34 protein-coding genes are annotated in these 19,049 nt (G+C 39.5%); all 34 read left to right on the forward strand.

All coding sequences use genetic code 11. The features are described 5' to 3' along the window. Positions 1 to 2: 2 nt before the first annotated feature. The 34 genes from IGJ18_RS00305 (at position 3) to truA (ending at position 18,981) form a co-directional block, all read left to right on the forward strand. Positions 3 to 902, forward strand: coding sequence for a ketose-bisphosphate aldolase (locus tag IGJ18_RS00305; protein WP_034697718.1), 900 nt, complete (start codon positions 3 to 5; stop codon positions 900 to 902). Positions 903 to 1,361: 459 nt separating this feature from the next. Next, complete coding sequence (gene rpsJ, locus IGJ18_RS00310) at positions 1,362 to 1,670, forward strand: 30S ribosomal protein S10 (protein ID WP_010720450.1); 309 nt, start codon at positions 1,362 to 1,364, stop codon at positions 1,668 to 1,670. 30 nt (positions 1,671 to 1,700) lie between these two features. Next, positions 1,701 to 2,330, forward strand: a complete 630-nt coding sequence (gene rplC, locus IGJ18_RS00315; RefSeq protein ID WP_002290445.1) for a 50S ribosomal protein L3 — start codon at positions 1,701 to 1,703, stop codon at positions 2,328 to 2,330. 27 nt (positions 2,331 to 2,357) lie between these two features. Beyond that, complete coding sequence (gene rplD / locus IGJ18_RS00320) at positions 2,358 to 2,981, forward strand: 50S ribosomal protein L4 (protein WP_010720449.1); 624 nt, start codon at positions 2,358 to 2,360, stop codon at positions 2,979 to 2,981. Further along, on the forward strand, positions 2,981 to 3,271 hold the full coding sequence (rplW, locus tag IGJ18_RS00325) for a 50S ribosomal protein L23 (RefSeq protein ID WP_002290449.1): 291 nt from the start codon (positions 2,981 to 2,983) through the stop codon (positions 3,269 to 3,271). Before rplD ends, rplW begins: the two co-directional genes overlap by 1 nt. A 39-nt stretch (positions 3,272 to 3,310) precedes the next feature. Next, positions 3,311 to 4,144 carry a 50S ribosomal protein L2 gene (gene rplB / locus IGJ18_RS00330; protein WP_010720448.1) on the forward strand — a complete coding sequence of 278 codons (834 nt, stop codon included), beginning with the start codon at positions 3,311 to 3,313 and terminating at the stop codon, positions 4,142 to 4,144. A 42-nt stretch (positions 4,145 to 4,186) separates the two neighbouring features. Beyond that, on the forward strand, positions 4,187 to 4,465 hold the full coding sequence (gene rpsS, locus IGJ18_RS00335) for a 30S ribosomal protein S19 (protein ID WP_010720447.1): 279 nt from the start codon (positions 4,187 to 4,189) through the stop codon (positions 4,463 to 4,465). A gap of 21 nt (positions 4,466 to 4,486) precedes the next feature. Next, positions 4,487 to 4,834, forward strand: coding sequence for a 50S ribosomal protein L22 (rplV, locus tag IGJ18_RS00340; protein WP_002288657.1), 348 nt, complete (start codon positions 4,487 to 4,489; stop codon positions 4,832 to 4,834). Between the two features lie 13 nt (positions 4,835 to 4,847). Next, the gene (gene rpsC, locus IGJ18_RS00345; RefSeq protein ID WP_010720446.1) at positions 4,848 to 5,504 is read left to right on the forward strand and encodes a 30S ribosomal protein S3; all 657 of its coding nucleotides are present in this window, start codon (positions 4,848 to 4,850) and stop codon (positions 5,502 to 5,504) included. A gap of 2 nt (positions 5,505 to 5,506) precedes the next feature. Continuing rightward, positions 5,507 to 5,941: a 50S ribosomal protein L16 gene (gene rplP / locus IGJ18_RS00350; RefSeq protein ID WP_010720445.1), complete on the forward strand. Its 435-nt coding sequence runs from the start codon at positions 5,507 to 5,509 to the stop codon at positions 5,939 to 5,941. Then, positions 5,931 to 6,119 (forward strand): 50S ribosomal protein L29, encoded by a 189-nt coding sequence (gene rpmC / locus IGJ18_RS00355; RefSeq protein ID WP_002288664.1) that lies wholly within the window; start codon positions 5,931 to 5,933, stop codon positions 6,117 to 6,119. The genes rplP and rpmC overlap by 11 nt, the downstream gene beginning before the upstream one ends. A gap of 24 nt (positions 6,120 to 6,143) precedes the next feature. Further along, positions 6,144 to 6,410, forward strand: a complete 267-nt coding sequence (gene rpsQ / locus IGJ18_RS00360; RefSeq protein WP_010720444.1) for a 30S ribosomal protein S17 — start codon at positions 6,144 to 6,146, stop codon at positions 6,408 to 6,410. 57 nt (positions 6,411 to 6,467) lie between these two features. Beyond that, positions 6,468 to 6,836, forward strand: coding sequence for a 50S ribosomal protein L14 (rplN, locus tag IGJ18_RS00365; RefSeq protein WP_002288669.1), 369 nt, complete (start codon positions 6,468 to 6,470; stop codon positions 6,834 to 6,836). 36 nt (positions 6,837 to 6,872) lie between these two features. Further along, complete coding sequence (gene rplX / locus IGJ18_RS00370) at positions 6,873 to 7,184, forward strand: 50S ribosomal protein L24 (protein ID WP_010720443.1); 312 nt, start codon at positions 6,873 to 6,875, stop codon at positions 7,182 to 7,184. Positions 7,185 to 7,209: 25 nt separating this feature from the next. Then, the gene (gene rplE, locus IGJ18_RS00375; RefSeq protein ID WP_002288671.1) at positions 7,210 to 7,749 is read left to right on the forward strand and encodes a 50S ribosomal protein L5; all 540 of its coding nucleotides are present in this window, start codon (positions 7,210 to 7,212) and stop codon (positions 7,747 to 7,749) included. Between the two features lie 18 nt (positions 7,750 to 7,767). Then, complete coding sequence (locus tag IGJ18_RS00380; protein WP_002356214.1) at positions 7,768 to 7,953, forward strand: type Z 30S ribosomal protein S14; 186 nt, start codon at positions 7,768 to 7,770, stop codon at positions 7,951 to 7,953. 36 nt (positions 7,954 to 7,989) lie between these two features. Further along, on the forward strand, positions 7,990 to 8,388 hold the full coding sequence (gene rpsH, locus IGJ18_RS00385) for a 30S ribosomal protein S8 (protein WP_002288675.1): 399 nt from the start codon (positions 7,990 to 7,992) through the stop codon (positions 8,386 to 8,388). A gap of 31 nt (positions 8,389 to 8,419) precedes the next feature. After that, positions 8,420 to 8,956, forward strand: coding sequence for a 50S ribosomal protein L6 (rplF, locus tag IGJ18_RS00390; RefSeq protein WP_010720442.1), 537 nt, complete (start codon positions 8,420 to 8,422; stop codon positions 8,954 to 8,956). Positions 8,957 to 9,114: 158 nt separating this feature from the next. After that, complete coding sequence (rplR, locus tag IGJ18_RS00395) at positions 9,115 to 9,471, forward strand: 50S ribosomal protein L18 (RefSeq protein ID WP_005880747.1); 357 nt, start codon at positions 9,115 to 9,117, stop codon at positions 9,469 to 9,471. A gap of 20 nt (positions 9,472 to 9,491) precedes the next feature. Next, positions 9,492 to 9,992: a 30S ribosomal protein S5 gene (gene rpsE, locus IGJ18_RS00400; RefSeq protein ID WP_002288681.1), complete on the forward strand. Its 501-nt coding sequence runs from the start codon at positions 9,492 to 9,494 to the stop codon at positions 9,990 to 9,992. A 14-nt stretch (positions 9,993 to 10,006) separates the two neighbouring features. Then, positions 10,007 to 10,186 carry a 50S ribosomal protein L30 gene (gene rpmD / locus IGJ18_RS00405; protein ID WP_010720441.1) on the forward strand — a complete coding sequence of 60 codons (180 nt, stop codon included), beginning with the start codon at positions 10,007 to 10,009 and terminating at the stop codon, positions 10,184 to 10,186. A 61-nt stretch (positions 10,187 to 10,247) separates the two neighbouring features. Beyond that, positions 10,248 to 10,688: a 50S ribosomal protein L15 gene (gene rplO / locus IGJ18_RS00410; protein ID WP_010720440.1), complete on the forward strand. Its 441-nt coding sequence runs from the start codon at positions 10,248 to 10,250 to the stop codon at positions 10,686 to 10,688. Continuing rightward, complete coding sequence (gene secY / locus IGJ18_RS00415; RefSeq protein WP_010720439.1) at positions 10,688 to 11,983, forward strand: preprotein translocase subunit SecY; 1,296 nt, start codon at positions 10,688 to 10,690, stop codon at positions 11,981 to 11,983. Before rplO ends, secY begins: the two co-directional genes overlap by 1 nt. 59 nt (positions 11,984 to 12,042) lie before the next feature. Next, positions 12,043 to 12,690, forward strand: a complete 648-nt coding sequence (locus IGJ18_RS00420) for an adenylate kinase (RefSeq protein WP_010720438.1) — start codon at positions 12,043 to 12,045, stop codon at positions 12,688 to 12,690. A 191-nt stretch (positions 12,691 to 12,881) separates the two neighbouring features. Further along, positions 12,882 to 13,100 (forward strand): translation initiation factor IF-1, encoded by a 219-nt coding sequence (infA, locus tag IGJ18_RS00425; protein WP_002288695.1) that lies wholly within the window; start codon positions 12,882 to 12,884, stop codon positions 13,098 to 13,100. Between the two features lie 32 nt (positions 13,101 to 13,132). After that, positions 13,133 to 13,249, forward strand: a complete 117-nt coding sequence (rpmJ, locus tag IGJ18_RS00430) for a 50S ribosomal protein L36 (RefSeq protein WP_002288710.1) — start codon at positions 13,133 to 13,135, stop codon at positions 13,247 to 13,249. A gap of 17 nt (positions 13,250 to 13,266) precedes the next feature. After that, on the forward strand, positions 13,267 to 13,632 hold the full coding sequence (gene rpsM, locus IGJ18_RS00435; RefSeq protein ID WP_002288713.1) for a 30S ribosomal protein S13: 366 nt from the start codon (positions 13,267 to 13,269) through the stop codon (positions 13,630 to 13,632). Between the two features lie 27 nt (positions 13,633 to 13,659). Beyond that, on the forward strand, positions 13,660 to 14,049 hold the full coding sequence (gene rpsK, locus IGJ18_RS00440; protein WP_002288714.1) for a 30S ribosomal protein S11: 390 nt from the start codon (positions 13,660 to 13,662) through the stop codon (positions 14,047 to 14,049). A gap of 79 nt (positions 14,050 to 14,128) precedes the next feature. Further along, entirely contained in the window at positions 14,129 to 15,067 is a 939-nt protein-coding gene (locus IGJ18_RS00445) for a DNA-directed RNA polymerase subunit alpha (protein ID WP_005880735.1), read from the forward strand. 27 nt (positions 15,068 to 15,094) lie between these two features. Continuing rightward, positions 15,095 to 15,475 carry a 50S ribosomal protein L17 gene (gene rplQ, locus IGJ18_RS00450; protein WP_005880733.1) on the forward strand — a complete coding sequence of 127 codons (381 nt, stop codon included), beginning with the start codon at positions 15,095 to 15,097 and terminating at the stop codon, positions 15,473 to 15,475. A gap of 272 nt (positions 15,476 to 15,747) precedes the next feature. Further along, entirely contained in the window at positions 15,748 to 16,587 is an 840-nt protein-coding gene (locus IGJ18_RS00455) for an energy-coupling factor ABC transporter ATP-binding protein (RefSeq protein ID WP_034697737.1), read from the forward strand. Beyond that, the gene (locus tag IGJ18_RS00460; RefSeq protein WP_025480273.1) at positions 16,563 to 17,432 is read left to right on the forward strand and encodes an energy-coupling factor ABC transporter ATP-binding protein; all 870 of its coding nucleotides are present in this window, start codon (positions 16,563 to 16,565) and stop codon (positions 17,430 to 17,432) included. Before IGJ18_RS00455 ends, IGJ18_RS00460 begins: the two co-directional genes overlap by 25 nt. Next, the gene (locus IGJ18_RS00465) at positions 17,422 to 18,219 is read left to right on the forward strand and encodes an energy-coupling factor transporter transmembrane component T family protein (protein WP_010720435.1); all 798 of its coding nucleotides are present in this window, start codon (positions 17,422 to 17,424) and stop codon (positions 18,217 to 18,219) included. Before IGJ18_RS00460 ends, IGJ18_RS00465 begins: the two co-directional genes overlap by 11 nt. 15 nt (positions 18,220 to 18,234) lie before the next feature. Further along, positions 18,235 to 18,981: a tRNA pseudouridine(38-40) synthase TruA gene (gene truA / locus IGJ18_RS00470; RefSeq protein ID WP_010720434.1), complete on the forward strand. Its 747-nt coding sequence runs from the start codon at positions 18,235 to 18,237 to the stop codon at positions 18,979 to 18,981. The last annotated feature ends 68 nt before the right edge of the window (positions 18,982 to 19,049 follow it).

The raw sequence follows: 19,049 nt of genomic DNA on the forward strand, positions 1-19,049 counted from the left end.
CGATGTTAATCAATATGAATCAAATGTTAGAAATTGCCAAGGAAAATCATTTTGCAGTAGGGGCGTTTAACGTTGCTGACAGCAACTTTTTACGAGTAGTCATTGAGGCGGCAGAAGAAAATGATGCACCCGCAATCATTGCAGTCCATCCGACAGAATTAGACTTTACCAAAGATGAGTTTTTCCAATATGCAGTGAGCCGAGCGAAAAACAGCGCTGTGCCTTTCGTTATCCATATGGATCATGGCGATAGCTTAGCAAGTATCATGCGAGGGATTCATTGTGGGTTTAGTTCAGTTATGATCGACGGCTCCTTGTTGCCATTTGAAGAAAATATTGCACTAACAAAAGAAGTGGTAGATGTTTGCCATAAGATCGGGGTCTCAGTTGAAGGTGAACTAGGAACGATTGGTAACACGGGTACTTCAGTAGAAGGCGGTGTATCGGAAGTCATTTATACGAAGCCGGAAGATGCACAGGAATTTGTGGAACGTACAGGAATCGATTCGTTAGCGGTGGCAATCGGAACCGCTCATGGTATCTATCCAAAAGATGTCAAGCCAGCATTGAAAATGGATGTTTTAACAAGTATTAAAGAAAAAGTAACCATTCCGCTAGTTTTACATGGAGGATCTGCTAACCCAGACGAAGAAATTGCAAAAGCAGTGCAAATCGGTATTCAGAAAGTCAATATTTCATCCGACTATAAATATGCTTTTTATAAAAAGTGTCGTGAAATCTTAGCTACAACAGAGCTATGGGACCCAAATGCCATTTATCCTGAATGTATCGCAGCAGCAAAAGAAGTGGTGAAGCAAAAGATGGAACTCTTCCATTCAATCAACCAAGCAAAAGTCTATCGTCAAGCGAATATTCAACCTTGGCGACAAGAACAGAACTAAAAAAAATAATCCAAACTTTGTTTTTCAAGAAAAGTGTATGGCTTAGATCGTCTATCACTTCCGATAGTTAATAGAATAAAAAACCGTAGAAACCAACATAATTGGGGGTTCTGCGGTTTTTTTGAATAACTGAAGATAGGCGAACTACTATAGGAAGGAAGTTTAGTAGAAATAAAATGTGACATTTAAGGATAAGAGGCATCTAAAGTTATCTAAATGAAAACTTATGAAAACAAATTGTTTTTTACAGGAAAAAAGCCTTGCTTTGTGGATTTAGATATATTATAATTACAAAGGTGCGTTTACCTAAACGTAAATGTCACAGACGTGATCTATAGGATTTCGTCGGCTAAGAAACGAGAGGTTGCGACACGCCCGGACGCTTTGCCACGAACGAGCGTGACGGAAATTTTCGTGGAGCTATGTCTACTTTTCAAAATAGGCGAAGGAGGGAACAAGATGGCAAAACAAAAAATTCGTATCCGTTTAAAAGCGTATGAACACCGTATTTTAGATCAAGCGGCGGATAAAATCGTGGAAACTGCAAAAAGAACTGGAGCTAGCGTGTCTGGTCCAATTCCATTACCAACTGAACGCAGTCTTTACACAGTTATTCGTGCGACTCACAAATACAAAGATTCACGCGAACAATTCGAAATGCGTACACACAAACGTCTTATCGACATTGTGAACCCAACACCAAAAACTGTTGATGCTTTGATGAAGCTAGACTTACCATCTGGTGTTAACATCGAAATCAAACTATAATATTAAAATAAAATTAATGGAGGTGTACTCATGACCAAAGGAATCTTAGGGAAAAAAGTGGGAATGACACAAATCTTCACTGAATCTGGCGAATTAATTCCAGTAACTGTTGTAGAAGCTACTCCAAACGTAGTGCTACAAGTGAAAACAATGGAAACTGATGGCTACGAAGCTATTCAAGTTGGTTACCAAGATATGCGTGAAGTTTTATCAAACAAACCTGCGAAAGGTCATGTTGCAAAAGCAAACACGGCTCCTAAGCGCTTCATTCGTGAATTCAAAAATGTTGAGCTAGGAGAATATGAAGTAGGAAAAGAAATTACAGTAGATGTTTTCCAAGCAGGAGACATTATTGATGTAACAGGTACTACGAAAGGTAAAGGATTCCAAGGGGTTATCAAACGTCACGGCCAAAGCCGCGGACCAATGGCTCACGGTTCTCGCTACCATCGTCGTCCTGGGTCAATGGGTCCAGTTGCACCTAACCGTGTATTCAAAAACAAACGTCTTGCTGGCCGTATGGGTGGCAACCGCGTAACAATCCAAAACTTGGAAGTTGTTCGCGTTGATGCAGAAAGAAACGTTATCTTAATTAAAGGAAATGTTCCTGGAGCTAAAAAATCATTAATCACTATCAAATCAGCTGTGAAAGCTAAATAATAGTAGGAAGAAAGGAGGAACTAAGGAATGCCGAATGTAGCATTATTCAAACAAGATGGAAGCCAAAACGGTGAAATCACACTTAACGAAGAAATCTTCGGAATTGAACCAAATGAAAGTGTTGTTTACGATGCAATCGTTATGCAACGTGCGTCATTAAGACAAGGAACACATGCGGTTAAAAACCGTAGTGCTGTTCGAGGCGGTGGACGTAAACCATGGCGTCAAAAAGGAACTGGTCGTGCTCGTCAAGGATCAATCCGCTCACCACAATGGCGTGGAGGTGGCGTAGTCTTTGGACCAACACCACGTTCTTACAGCTACAAACTTCCTAAAAAAGTTCGTCGTTTAGCAATGAAATCTGTATTGTCAGAAAAAGTTGCTGAAAACAACTTGGTAGCAATTGAAGGATTAAGCTTCGATGCACCAAAAACAAAAGAATTTAAACAAGTTCTTGCTAACTTATCTATTGACTCTAAAGTATTGGTTGTTCTAGAGAATGGTAACGACTTTGCTGCTTTATCAGCACGTAACTTACCAAACGTAACTGTAGTAACTTCTGATAACGTAAGTGTTCTAGATGTTGTTTCAAATACAAAAGTGTTAGCAACACAAACTGCTCTTACTCAAATTGAGGAGGTGCTTGCATAATGAACTTACTAGACGTAATCAAACGCCCAGTGATCACTGAAAAATCAATGCTTGCCATGGATGACAAGAAATATACTTTTGAAGTGGACACTCGTGCAAACAAAACTTTAGTAAAACAAGCGGTTGAAGCTGCTTTTGACGTAAAAGTTAAAAACGTGAACATCGTGAACGTACGTGCGAAATTCAAACGTATGGGCAAATATGCAGGATATACAAAAAAACGTCGCAAAGCGATCGTTACATTGACTGAAGATTCAAAAGAAATCCAATTATTCGAAGCTGCTGAATAAGCACTTACTAGATAACTCATTAAATTAGGAGGGAAAAACGTGGCGATTAAAAAGTACAAACCTACCTCAAATGGTCGTCGTAACATGACAGGTTCTGATTTTGCTGAAATCACAACATCAACACCTGAAAAATCATTGTTACAACCATTGAAAAACCATGCTGGACGTAACAATAACGGCCGCATCACTGTACGTCACCAAGGCGGCGGACACAAACGCCAATATCGCGTGATCGACTTCAAACGTAACAAAGATAACGTTGTTGCAACTGTTCAAACGATCGAATACGATCCAAACCGTTCAGCTAACATCGCGTTAGTACACTATGAAGATGGAGTGAAAGCTTACATCTTAGCACCAAAAGGACTACAAGTTGGAATGAAACTTGTTTCAGGTCCAGATGCAGATATCAAAGTCGGAAATGCTCTTCCTTTAGAAAACATTCCAGTTGGTACTGTTATCCACAATATTGAAATGAAACCTGGTAAAGGTGGACAATTAATCCGTTCTGCTGGTACAAGTGCTCAAGTACTTGGTAAAGAAGGCAAATACGTATTGATCCGCTTAAACTCTGGTGAGGTTCGTATGATCTTAGCTGCTTGCCGTGCAACAATCGGTTCAGTAGGTAACGAACAACACGAATTGATCAACATCGGTAAAGCTGGACGCTCTCGTTGGATGCGTAAACGCCCAACTGTACGTGGTAGCGTAATGAACCCTAACGATCACCCACACGGTGGTGGTGAAGGTAAAGCTCCTATCGGACGTAAAGCACCAGTTTCTCCTTGGGGACAACCAGCACTTGGTTACAAAACTCGTGATAAAAAAGCTAAATCAGACAAACTTATTGTTCGTCGTCGTAAAAATAAATAATTTCTTTGACCATGTGTCGCACATTTTGAGAGGAGGTTCACCATGGGTCGTAGTTTAAAGAAAGGACCTTTCGTTGATGAGCATTTAATGAACAAAGTTGAAGCTCAAGCAGGGGTTGAAAAGAAAAAAGTTATCAAAACTTGGTCTCGTCGTTCGACCATTTTCCCAAGTTTTGTTGGATATACCATCGCAGTATACGATGGACGTAAACACGTACCAGTTTACATCCAAGAAGATATGGTAGGACACAAACTAGGTGAATTCGCACCAACAAGAACTTATCGTGGCCATGCTGCAGACGATAAGAAAACGAAACGCTAATTGAGGGGAGGATAAAACCAAATGGCAGAACAAATCACATCAGCTAAAGCAACTGCAAAAACAGTTCGCACTTCACCTCGAAAAGCCCGTTTAGTAATTGACCTTATCAGAGGTAAAAGTGTTGCGGATGCAATTTCAATCTTGAAATTCACACCAAACAAATCTGCTGGAATCATTGAAAAAGTATTGATGTCAGCAGTTGCGAATGCAGAAAACAATTTTGACTTAGATGTTGAAAACTTGGTAGTATCTGAAGCATTTGTTAACGAAGGACCAACAATGAAACGTTTCCGTCCACGTGCAAAAGGATCAGCTTCTCCAATCAACAAACGTACAAGTCATATCACGGTAGTCGTATCAGAAAAATAAGGAGGGATAATCAGTGGGTCAAAAAGTACATCCAATTGGAATGCGTGTAGGCATCATCCGCGACTGGGATGCTAAATGGTATGCTGAAAAAGAGTATGCAGAGTTCTTACACGAAGATTTAAGAATCCGTAAATTTATTTCAACTAAACTTGCTGATGCTGCTGTATCAACAATTGAAATCGAACGTGCTACAGGCCGTGTTAACATTTCAATTCACACAGCAAAACCAGGTATGGTTATTGGTAAAGGCGGATCTGAAGTCGAAAACCTAAGAAAAGAATTAAATAAATTAACTGGTAAAAGAATCCATATCAACATCGTGGAAATCAAAAAACCAGATCTAGATGCAAAATTAGTAGGTGAAGGAATCGCACGTCAATTAGAAAATCGTGTTGCTTTCCGTCGCGCTCAAAAACAAGCCATCCAACGTTCAATGCGTGCTGGCGCTAAAGGGATCAAAACTCAAGTATCTGGACGTCTAAACGGTGCGGACATCGCTCGTTCAGAAGGATACTCAGAAGGAACTGTTCCTCTTCACACATTACGTGCGGATATTGATTACGCATGGGAAGAAGCAGATACAACATACGGAAAACTAGGAGTTAAAGTGTGGATCTATCGTGGAGAAATTCTTCCAACTAAAAAAAACACTGAGAAAGGAGGGAAATAATCATGTTAGTACCTAAACGTGTAAAACACCGTCGTGAATTCCGCGGAAAAATGCGCGGGGAAGCCAAAGGTGGTAAAGAAGTAGCATTCGGTGAATACGGTTTGCAAGCTGTTGATTCACATTGGATCACTAACCGCCAAATCGAAGCTGCTCGTATCGCAATGACTCGTTACATGAAACGTGGTGGGAAAGTATGGATTAAAATTTTCCCTCACAAATCTTATACTGCCAAAGCAATTGGGGTACGTATGGGTTCTGGTAAAGGGGCACCTGAAGGATGGGTTGCACCAGTAAAACGTGGTAAAATCATGTTTGAAATTGCAGGCGTGTCTGAAGAAGTGGCTCGTGAAGCGTTACGTCTAGCTTCTCACAAATTACCAATGAAAACTAAGATCGTAAAACGTGAGGAAATGGGTGGTGAATCGAATGAAGGTTAAAGAAATCAGAGAATTAACCACTGCCGAAATGCTTGATCAAGAAAAACAATTAAAAGAAGAATTGTTTAATCTTAGATTCCAATTAGCAACAGGTCAATTAGAAAACACTGCACGTATTAAAGAAGTACGTAAATCGATTGCACGCATCAAAACTGTATTGCGTGAACAAGCTAAGTAATTATGGAAGGAGGCCATTAAGCGTATGACTGAAGAAAGAAATCAACGCAAAGTTTATCAAGGTCGCGTGGTATCTGACAAAATGGATAAAACCATTACAGTTTCTGTTGAAACAAAGAAAAACCACCCTATCTATGGCAAACGCATGAACTATTCTAAGAAATACAAAGTGCATGATGAAAACAACACAGCTAAAGTTGGCGACATCGTGAAAATTATGGAAACTCGTCCATTATCAGCTACAAAACGTTTCCGTTTGTTGGAAGTAGTCGAAGAAGCAGTTATTATCTAATAACACGAGATTTTCCTATATAGATTGAATGCAAAATCTGAAAGGAGGATACACAACGTGATCCAAGCAGAAAGTCGTTTAAAAGTCGCTGATAATTCAGGCGCACGTGAAATTTTGACGATCAAAGTCCTTGGTGGTTCTGGTCGTAAAACTGCTAACATCGGTGATGTGATCGTTGCTACGGTTAAACAAGCAACGCCAGGTGGGGTTGTCAAAAAAGGTGACGTCGTAAAAGCCGTTATCGTTCGAACAAAATCAGGAGCTCGTCGTACAGACGGTTCATATATTAAATTTGATGAAAATGCTGCAGTGATTATTCGTGATGATAAAAGCCCTCGTGGAACGCGTATCTTTGGGCCGGTTGCACGTGAACTACGTGAAAACAACTTCATGAAGATCGTTTCACTAGCACCAGAAGTTTTATAATCTTGAGACACTTATCAAAGGAGGTGCGAAACAGTTATGTTTGTTAAAAAAGGCGATAAAGTTAAAGTTATCACTGGAAAAGACAAAAATAAAGAAGGCGTTGTATTAGCAGCGTTTCCGAAAAAAGATAAAGTCATTGTCGAAGGTGTGAATGTTGTTAAAAAACACCAAAAACCTTCTCAAGCTGCTCCTCAAGGTGGAATTGTTGAGATGGAAGCACCAATTCATGTTTCTAACGTGATGGTGATCGACTCTACTGGCGTAGCTGGCCGAGTTGGCTACAAAGAAGTAGATGGCAAAAAAGTCCGCGTTTCTAAAAAAACCGGTGAAGTTTTAGATAATAAATAAGTTTAAGGAAGGAGGGGCTTACTGAATGAACCGCCTAAAAGAAAAATATCTTAAAGAAGTAACTCCATCATTGATGGAAAAATTTAACTATAGCTCTGTTATGCAAACACCTAAAGTTGAAAAAATCGTCATCAACATGGGTGTTGGTGATGCGGTATCAAACGCTAAAAACTTAGATAAAGCAGTTGAAGAATTAACTTTGATCACTGGACAAAAACCAATGATTACTAAAGCTAAAAAATCAATCGCTGGATTCCGTTTACGTGAAGGAATGCCAATTGGGGCAAAAGTTACCTTGCGCGGAGAAAGAATGTACGAATTTCTAGACAAATTGGTTTCAGTTTCTCTACCACGTGTACGTGACTTCCATGGTGTAAGTAAAAAAGCCTTTGACGGTCGTGGAAACTATACTTTAGGTATTAAAGAACAATTGATCTTCCCAGAAGTAGATTACGATTTAGTAGATAAAGTACGTGGTATGGACATCGTTATTGTAACGACAGCTAACTCAGATGAAGAATCTCGTGAGTTGTTGACACAATTAGGCATGCCATTCCAAAAATAATTAAAGGAGGCGAACTACGTGGCTAAAAAATCAATGATTGCTAAAAACAAACGCCCTGCAAAACATTCAACACAAGCTTACACTCGTTGCGAACGTTGCGGACGTCCACATTCAGTTTATCGTAAGTTCCATCTTTGCCGTATTTGCTTCCGCGAACTTGCCTATAAAGGTCAAATTCCCGGCGTGAAGAAAGCTAGCTGGTAAAAAAGTAAATTCGCATAAGAAGGAGGTAAAAGATCAATGGTCATGACAGATCCAATTGCAGATTTTCTAACTCGTATCCGTAACGCAAACATGGTTAAACATGAGTCTTTAGAAGTTCCTGCATCAAAAATTAAACGTGACATCGCTGAAATCTTAAAACGTGAAGGTTTCGTTCGTGATGTTGAATATATCGAAGATGACAAACAAGGCGTGATCCGTGTTTTCCTAAAATTTGGTAAAAACGGCGAACGTGTTATCACTAACTTAAAACGTATCTCTAAACCAGGTTTGCGTGCTTATGTCAAAGCTGACGAAGTACCAAAAGTATTGAACGGTTTAGGTATCGCAATCATTTCGACTTCTGAAGGTGTTGTTACTGATAAAGAAGCTCGTGAAAAAAATATCGGCGGCGAAGTTATCGCTTACGTATGGTAATCAACTAGAATTTACAAGGAGGTGTCTTTAAGTGAGCCGTATTGGAAATAAAGTTGTTGTGATCCCTGAAGGAGTAACAGTTACTCAAGATGGAAACAACATTACAGTTAAAGGACCTAAAGGTGAATTAACACGTACTTTCTCTTCTGATATCAAAATGAATATCGAAGGAAACGAAGTGACTTTCACTCGTCCAAATGACAGTAAAGAAATGAAAACAATCCATGGAACAACTCGTGCTAACTTCAACAACATGGTTGTAGGTGTTAGTGAAGGATTCCAAAAAGCATTAGAATTGATCGGGGTTGGGTACCGTGCGCAATTACAAGGATCAAAACTTGTCTTGAACGTAGGTTACTCACATCCAGTAGAAATCACACCACCAGCTGGCGTAACTGTTGAAGTACCAGCTAACACACAAGTAATTGTTAAAGGTGCGAACAAAGAAGAAGTTGGCGAATTAGCTGCGAACATTCGCGGAACTCGTCCTCCAGAACCTTATAAAGGTAAAGGTATTCGTTATGTTGGCGAATATGTACGCCGTAAAGAAGGTAAAACTGGTAAATAGTTTAGAAAAATTGCATAGAAGCCAGCAGCAGGAAAAAAGGATTTTGCAGAAGGTTACCTTCATTCAAAAGAAATTTAACTTGTGCCGCAGCTTCTATTTTTCGAGACTTTGGTGTTTCTGCCTAAGTGCAGTACAATAAAATTAAAGAGGTGACAATTGTGATTACAAAACCAGATAAGAACAAAACACGTCAGAAAAGACATCGTCGTGTACGTAACAATATCTCTGGTACTGCTGAGCGCCCACGCTTGAACGTTTTTCGTTCTAACAAAAACATCTACGCTCAAATTATTGATGACGTAGCGGGTGTAACGCTAGCAAGTGCCTCTACCTTGGATAAAGAAATTTCAGGTGGAACAAAAACAGAAGCAGCACAAGCTGTCGGTAAATTAGTTGCTGAACGTGCAACTGAAAAAGGCATTAAAGTAGTAGTCTTTGACCGTGGTGGATACCTTTACCATGGCCGTGTGCAAGCTTTAGCTGAAGCTGCTCGCGAAAATGGACTAGAATTTTAGGAAAAGGAGGAATACCATTCATGGTTTATATCGATCCAAAACATTTGGAATTAGAAGACCGCGTTGTTGCAATTAACCGTGTAACAAAAGTTGTTAAAGGTGGACGTCGTCTACGTTTTGCTGCTTTAGTTGTTGTCGGTGACAAAAACGGACATGTAGGATTTGGTACTGGTAAAGCACAAGAAGTACCTGAAGCAATCCGTAAAGCAATTGAAGATGCGAAGAAAAACTTAGTTGAAGTACCTATGGTTGGTTCAACAATCCCACACGAAGTCATCGGTGCTTTTAGTGGTGGTAGAATCCTAATGAAACCTGCTGTTGAAGGTTCTGGGGTTGCTGCTGGTGGACCAGTTCGTGCCGTATTGGAATTAGCAGGGGTAGCAGATATCACTTCTAAATCTTTAGGTTCAAATACACCAATCAACGTTGTTCGTGCAACTGTTGAAGGTTTGAAACAATTGAAACGTGCAGAAGAAGTTGCAGAACTTCGCGGCAAATCAGTTGAAGAATTAATCGGATAAGGAGGACAAAAATAATGGCTGAATTAAAAGTTACTTTAAAACGCAGTATTATCGGACGTCCTCAAAACCAACGTGATACAGTAAAAGCGTTAGGTCTTACAAAGATTAACAGCTCAGTGGTTAAACCTGCTAATGAAGCAATCAAAGGCATGATCAACACTGTTTCTCACTTGGTGGACGTTGAAGAAATCTAATTAAACAAACCTAGTATATAGTAAGAAATATGAACTAGAATATTAAGGAGGTGCCAAACCTATGAAACTTCATGAATTAAAACCTGCAGAAGGTTCACGACAAGTACGTAACCGTGTTGGACGTGGTACTTCTTCTGGTAACGGAAAAACTGCTGGACGTGGTCAAAAAGGTCAAAAAGCTCGTTCAGGCGGTGGTGTACGTCTAGGATTTGAAGGGGGTCAAACTCCATTATTCCGTCGTTTACCAAAACGTGGTTTCACAAACGTGAACCGCAAAGATTATGCAGTCATCAACCTTGATGTCCTAAATCGTTTTGAAGATGGTGCTGAAGTAACTCCAGTTGCTTTAGTAGAAGCTGGAATCGTGAAAAACGAAAAATCTGGAATCAAAGTATTAGCTAACGGTGAGTTAACTAAGAAATTGACTGTGAAAGCCGCAAAATTCTCTAAGGCAGCTGAAGAAGCAATCGTTGCTGCTGGTGGGTCAATTGAGGTGATCTAATGTTCAAACTGTTAAAAGATGCTTTTAAAGTAAAAGACATTAGATCCAAAATCCTATTTACTGTTTTTGTTCTATTTGTATTTCGCTTAGGTGCACATATCACTGTGCCCGGAGTAAATGCTAGTTCATTGCAAAACCTTTCTTCTTTACCTTTTTTCAACATGTTGAACTTGGTGAGTGGTAGTGCGATGCAAAACTTCTCCATCTTCTCAATGGGGGTTTCGCCTTACATTACAGCTTCGATCGTTATCCAATTGTTACAAATGGATATCGTGCCACGTTTTGTTGAATGGTCAAAACAAGGGGAGGTTGGTCGTAAGAAGTTGAATCAAGCAACTCGATACCTGACATTAGTATTGGCATTTGTCCAATCTGTTGGGATCACTGCTGGATTTAACCAATATGCTCAACTAGGTTTTGTGAATAACCCTAACGTTTCAACCTATGTTACTATCGGTCTGATTTTGACTGCGGGTACAATGTTTGTCACTTGGTTAGGAGAACAAATCACAGAAAAAGGAATCGGTAACGGAGTATCAATGATCATCTTTGCAGGGATCATTTCTCGACTTCCTGAAAGTGTAAAAGAAATTTATGAAGACTATTTCGTAAATATCAATCAATCAGATATCTGGAAATCTGCAATTTTCATTGCTATTTTAATCGTTGCAATCTTATTGATCGTAACGTGCGTTACATTTTTCCAACAAGCTGAACGCAAAATCCCAATTCAATATACGAAACGTGTAGCAGGGGCGCCAACAAGTAGTTATCTACCGTTGAAAGTCAATGCGGCTGGGGTTATCCCGGTTATCTTTGCAAGTTCGTTTATTGCGACACCTAATGCGGTTTTACAAGCATTGAGTGGAAGATTTGGGGCTGAAAACTGGTATAAAATAATGATGCAGATCTTTAACTATAATACTGCACCTGGTGCAACTATTTATACGATCTTGATCGTCGCATTCACATTCTTCTATGCTTTTGTTCAAGTAAACCCTGAGAAATTAGCGGAAAACTTACAAAAACAAGGAAGCTATATACCAAGCGTACGTCCTGGTAAAGGAACTGAAGAGTATGTCTCAAGCTTATTGATGCGTTTAAGTACAGTCGGTGCGATTTTCCTTGGTTTAGTGGCTTTATTACCGATCATTGCTCAAATGATTTGGAATCTGCCTCAGTCCATTGGGTTAGGTGGTACTAGCTTACTGATCGTCATCGGTGTAGCTTTAGAAACTGCGAAACAGTTAGAAGGCTTAATGCTGAAACGTAAGTACGTTGGATTTATCGAGTAAGAAAGCGTGTTGAGGTTTTTCCTCAACACACGTTCTCACATTTATTAGGAGGGAAAACAATGAACCTCATTTTAATGGGGCTACCAGGCGCAGGTAAAGGAACACAAGCAGAAAAAATCATTGATGCTTATCATATTCCTCACATCTCAACAGGAGACATGTTCCGTGCAGCAATGCAAAATGAAACAGCTCTTGGCTTGGAAGCAAAGTCTTATATTGATAAAGGTGAATTAGTTCCTGATGAAGTAACAAATGGAATCGTGAAAGAGCGCTTAGCTGAACCTGATACGGAAAAAGGCTTCTTATTAGATGGTTTTCCCCGTACACTTGAGCAAGCGGAAGCGCTAGATGCAATGTTAAAAGACTTAGACAAAAAAATTGATGCAGTCATCGATATCCATGTTGGTGAAGATGTATTGGTTGAGCGTTTAGCTGGCCGATTCATTTGCAGCAATTGTGGAGCAACTTATCATAAAATTTTTAACCCTACAAAAGTTGAAGATACATGTGATCGTTGTGGTGGGCATGAATTCTATCAAAGAGAAGATGATAAACCTGAGACGGTTAAAAATCGTCTGGCTATCAACATCAAAAATAGTGAACCAATCTTGGCCTATTACAAAGAACAAGGTTTGCTAAACACTATCGATGGTGATCGTGAAATCGATGCTGTATTTACTGATGTCCAAAAAATTATTGAAAAATAGCACGATTGCCCGTAGCCGACTTGCATTAAGCAGTTACTCTTGTCAAGTTCAATAAATTATGATAGAATATGTCAGTCCGACTTCTAGAGAAATCCTCTAGATGATCCATTTTGAGAATTTTGAGGTGGGAACTGCAGTTTCCGCCATTTTATCGTGTGAAAATGCGAAACAAGTACAAGGAGGTACTGTGCGTGGCAAAAGAAGATATGATTGAAGTCGAAGGTACAGTCGTCGAAACTTTGCCGAATGCAATGTTTAAAGTTGAACTAGAAAACGGACACCAAGTTCTTGCTACTGTTTCAGGTAAAATCCGTATGCATTACATCCGTATCTTACCTGGTGACAAAGTGACGGTTGAATTGTCTCCGTATGATTTAAACCGTGGCCGTATTACTTATCGCTTTAAATAATTGTACTCCGTAAAACTACAGGAGGTATTATCATGAAAGTAAGACCATCAGTAAAACCAATGTGCGAACATTGTAAAGTAATTCGTCGTAAAGGACGCGTTATGGTGATTTGCCCAGCAAATCCAAAACATAAACAACGTCAAGGATAATTGGAGGTGCAATAAATATGGCTCGTATTGCAGGAGTAGATATTCCTCGTGATAAACGTGTAGTAGTTTCTCTTACTTATATCTATGGTATTGGTAACACTACTGCTAAAAAAATCTTAGCTGATGCTGGTGTATCTGAAGATGTTCGTGTTCGTGAATTAACGAATGAACAAACAGATGCTATCCGTGCAGAAGTAGATAAATTAAAAGTTGAAGGTGACCTTCGTCGTGAAGTGAACTTAAACATCAAACGCTTGATGGAAATCGGTTCATACCGTGGAATCCGTCATCGTCGTGGATTGCCTGTTCGTGGACAAAACACGAAAAACAATGCACGTACTCGTAAAGGTCCAGCTCGCGCTATCGCTGGCAAGAAAAAATAATTCTTAAGTGAAGGAGGTTAGAACTTCATGGCAGCAAAAAAAGTGAATCGTAAACGCCGTGTGAAAAAGAATATAGAAGCAGGTATTGCACATATCCATTCTACATTCAACAACACTATCATCATGATCACTGATACTCACGGAAATGCATTAGCGTGGTCATCAGCTGGTTCATTAGGCTTCAAAGGAAGCAAAAAATCAACTCCTTTTGCCGCTCAAATGGCAGCAGAAACAGCTACAAAAGCAGCAATGGAACACGGATTAAAAACTGTTGAAGTAACAGTTAAAGGACCTGGTTCTGGACGTGAAGCAGCAATTCGTTCATTACAAGCTACAGGTTTAGAAGTGACTGCAATTCGTGACGTGACTCCAGTTCCTCATAATGGTGCCCGCCCTCCAAAACGCCGTCGTGTTTAATGAGTGCCGCTCATTTTGAGTTCTATTAGTAACGTCATTGAACAAGACACTTTTCGTTTTGAAAGGGGTAAAGATAAGAATGATTGAGTTCGAAAAACCAAGAATCGCAAAAATTGATGAAGAAAAAGATTATGGCAAGTTCATCGTTGAACCTCTTGAAAGAGGATATGGGACTACTTTAGGGAATTCCCTACGTCGTATTTTATTATCTTCTTTGCCAGGTGCTGCCATCACTAATATTCAAATCGATGGTGTACTGCATGAATTCTCTACCATTAAAGGGGTAAGAGAAGACGTCACTCAAATCATCTTGAACATTAAAGGCTTAGCACTTAAAATGTATGGTCAAGAAGAAAAAACCCTTGAAATCGATATTACCGGACCTGCTACAGTAACTGCTGGCGATATTATCGTTGATAGTGAGGTAGAAATTCTTAACAAAGATATGTACATCTGTAGCGTCTCTGAAGGAGCTACGTTCCACGCTCGCTTAACAGTGAAGCCAGGACGTGGTTATGTTCAAGCAGATGAAAACAAAAAAGAAGATATGCCAATTGGTGTACTTCCAGTCGATTCAATCTACACGCCAGTTCGTCGTGTGAACTACCAAGTAGAAAACACTCGTGTTGGACACCGTGAAGATTTTGATAAATTGACGATGGAGATTTGGACAGATGGTTCAATCGAACCGTTGGAAGCAATGAGTTTATCTGCAAAAATCATGACAGAACATTTAGACATCTTTGTAAACCTAACTGATGAAGCTAAAAATGCTGAAATCATGGTCGAAAAAGAAGAAACACAAAAAGAAAAAATGTTAGAAATGACAATTGAAGAATTAGACTTGTCTGTTCGCTCTTATAATTGTTTGAAACGTGCAGGAATCAATACTGTACAAGAACTTACAAATAAATCTGAGCCAGAAATGATCAAAGTCCGTAACTTAGGACGTAAATCATTAGAAGAAGTGAAAGCTAAATTACACGACTTAGGTTTAGGTTTACGTAAGGAAGATTAAAACCTTTTACGAAGGAGGGAAACCAACGTGAGTTATCGTAAACTAGGACGCACATCTAGCCAACGTAAAGCGATGTTGCGTGATTTAACAACTGACTTATTAATTAACGAACGTATTGTGACTACTGAAGCTCGTGCGAAAGAAGTTCGCTCAACTACAGAAAAAATGATCACTTTAGGCAAACGTGGAGACTTACATGCACGTCGTCAAGCTGCGGCTTTTGTACGTAATGAAGTTGCTAGCGTACGTGAAGAAAATGAGGACATCGTCATTGAATCAGCTTTACAAAAACTATTTAATGATATTGCACCTCGTTATGCTGAACGTCAAGGTGGCTACACTCGTATCTTGAAGACAGAACCAAGACGCGGTGATGGTGCACCAATGGTTGTCTTAGAACTTGTCTAAAATCACACTAATAACATCACTTTATAGATGATTCTTTTAGAGTGTTATGATGTTGGAAGTTAACTCTTCCGAGTCTAGCTCAGCGCTACTCCCCAAATCTATCGGTTTGGGGAGTATGCACTCATCATAAAGTGTTTTTTTGTACCTTCAATTACCTGTCAAGACATCTAATTAAAGGTGTAAAAAAACACTTTAATTAAAACGGAAACAATTGAAAAATCAGGTGTTTTTTGATAGTGTTAGTAGGAACTTAGGATGGAGAAGGAGTAATTATGGAGCCAATAATTGAATTAGGAAAGATTAATTACAAATATCAACCTGATGACCCTCGTCCAGCATTAAAAGACATTTCATTTACCATCAAGCAAGGTGAGTGGATCGCAATCATCGGACATAATGGATCAGGGAAATCAACACTTGCAAAAACAATCAATGGGTTGCTTCTACCAGAGTCTGGTATTGTGAAAGTTGGCAATCAAACACTTAATGAAGAAAATATCTGGTCGATCCGTCGAATGGTTGGAATGGTTTTCCAAAATCCAGACAACCAATTTGTTGGATCTACTGTTGAAGATGATGTTGCTTTTGGTCTTGAGAACCAAGGTATACCTAGAGAAGAAATGGTGATCCGTGTACAAGATGCGCTAGAAAAGGTACGTATGATCGATTTTGCCAAACGTGAACCAGCAAGACTTTCTGGTGGACAAAAACAACGAGTAGCCATTGCTGGAGTCGTAGCTCTACGTCCAGATATTATTATCTTAGATGAAGCTACTAGTATGCTTGATCCAGAAGGTCGTGAAGAAGTGATTTCCACGATTAAAAAAATCAAAGATGAAAGTAATTTGACCGTCATATCTATCACTCATGATATCGATGAGGCAGCAAATGCCAATCGGATATTAGTGATGAAACAAGGAGAATTAGTCAATGAAGGCACACCAGAACAAATCTTTTCTGCTGGCCCAGAATTGATCAATTTAGGGTTAGATCTTCCTTTTCCTGAAAAATTGAAAAGCGCCTTGAAGCAACGAGGAATTGATGTTCCTAGTGAATATATGACAGAAGAAAGGATGGTGGAATGGTTATGGACATCCGTTTTGAAAAAGTAGATTTCACCTATCAACCAAACACACCATTCGAACAACGTGCATTATTTGAGATTGATTTAATGATTAAAGAAAATAGCTACACAGCCTTAGTCGGGCATACTGGAAGTGGGAAATCAACCTTACTGCAACATTTGAATGCGTTGATTAAACCTACCAGCGGGATCGTACATATTGGCGATCGACAAATCAAGCCCGATACGAATAATAAAAACTTAAAACCCATTCGTAAAAAAGTAGGCATTGTTTTTCAGTTTCCTGAAGCCCAATTATTTGAAGAAACGGTAGCAAAAGACATTGCTTTTGGACCAAAGAACTTTGGTGTCAGTGAGGAAGATGCACGAGATTTAGCTAAAGAAACATTAGCACAAGTTGGTTTAGATGAAACTTACTTAGAGCGTTCTCCTTTTGAATTATCAGGAGGACAAATGCGTCGAGTAGCGATTGCAGGTGTACTTGCTATGAAGCCGGAAGTACTAGTATTAGATGAACCAACGGCTGGACTTGATCCTCAAGGTCGAAAAGAAATGATGGATATGTTCTGGCGACTGCACAAAGAACAAAAAATCACGATCGTATTGGTCACTCATTTAATGGATGATGTGGCAAATTACGCTGATTATGTTTATGTCTTAGAAAAAGGTAGGATTGTAAATAGCGGTCAACCTCATGCAGTTTTTCAAAATCTATCTTGGCTAAAAGAAAAGCAATTAGGTGTTCCGACTGCGACAGAATTTGCGGAAAAGCTGAATAGTCGAACAGCGCTTTTTTCCGAACTTCCAATCACTGCAGATGAATTAGCAGATCAGCTCGTAGCATTAGTAGGGGGACAACCTGATGATGAATAAATTAATTTTTGGTCGATACATGCCTGGAGATTCCTTGATCCATCGATTAGACCCTCGAGCAAAATTATTAGCAAGTTTCTACTTTATTGGAATTATTTTTTTAGCAAATAATTGGCAGACTTATGCGTTATTAGCTGTTTTCACTTTACTTGCTGTCTTTCTCTCAAAGGTAGATTTCAAATTTTTCATCCGAGGCATCCGTCCTTTGATCTGGTTGATTTTATTTACAGTGGCACTCCAAGTATTATTTACTAGCGGTGGTGCTACCTACTGGAGTTGGGGAATCTTCAATATTACGGAGTTCGGTGTAATGAATGGGCTGTTTATTTTTTGCCGATTTGTACTAATCATTTTTATGTCTACCTTATTAACATTAACGACTCCACCTTTGGAATTATCTGATGCGATTGAGTATTTACTTCGCCCATTAAAAGCAGTTCGCTTTCCGGTGCATGAAATTTCGTTGATGCTTTCGATTGCTCTACGATTCGTACCAACGTTGATGGATGAAACAGAGAAAATCATGAATGCACAACGAGCCCGTGGGGTTGATTTTGGTGAAGGAAGTCTAGTCCAAAAAATGAAAGCAGTTATTCCTTTGCTGATTCCTTTGTTTGTTAGCAGTTTTAACCGGGCAGAAGATTTAGCGACTGCCATGGAAGCAAGAGGATACCAAGGTGGTGAAGGAAGAACAAAGTACCGCATACTGCATTGGCATCAACGAGATACGATGGTCCTTGTTGTTTTTGTCTTGATGACCATTGCATTAGTCTTTTTAAGAAGTTGATGAGTAGGTGAAAGTATGACACGTTATAAAGCAATTATTGCCTATGATGGTACCCATTTTAATGGTTTTCAGAAGCAACCAAATGGTCGTACTGTCCAAGAGGAAATGGAAAAAACGCTAAAGAAAATGGCCAATGGAAAAGAGATCACTGTCTTTGGTTCTGGCCGTACTGATGCAGGGGTCCATGCGATGGGGCAAGTGATCCATTTTGATTATCCTGAAGAACGACCTTTAGAACGTATGCGTTTTGCATTAGATACGCAATCGCCAGAAGATATCGCAGTTAAAGCCGTTGAGATCGTTTCAGATGATTTTCACGCGCGCTATTTAGTAAAAGAAAAAACTTACCAGTTTCGGGTCGATATTGGAAAACCACGCAGTCCGTTTCGTCGGCATTACGCAAGTTATTTCCCCTATCCACTTGATTTATCGAAAATTCAACGAGCATTGCCTGACTTAATAGGTACCCATGATTTCACTTCTTTTTGTGCTTCTGGAAGTTCAATCGAGGACAAAGTAAGAACGATCTATGAAGCAAAGATGGAAGTCAATGAGGCCGGGGATGAGTTGTTATTTACTTTTCGTGGGAATGGTTTCTTGTACAAGATGATTCGGATCCTTGTCGGTACGTTGCTGAAGATTGGGAACGGGCGACTCTCAGAGGATAGTATACCCGAAATCATTGCGAAAAAAGATCGAAATGCTGCAGGACCCACAGCTCATCCAGAAGGGTTATATCTGTATGAAGTGGTGTATGATTAATAAAGACCTTTCATTCACACGTTTCGTTTAGAGAAAAAATATTTCTCTAAACGAAACGTTTTTTTATT

The sequence above is a fragment of the Enterococcus sp. AZ078 genome (assembly GCF_051714985.1).
Taxonomy (GTDB): Bacteria; Bacillota; Bacilli; order Lactobacillales; family Enterococcaceae; genus Enterococcus_B; species Enterococcus_B hirae.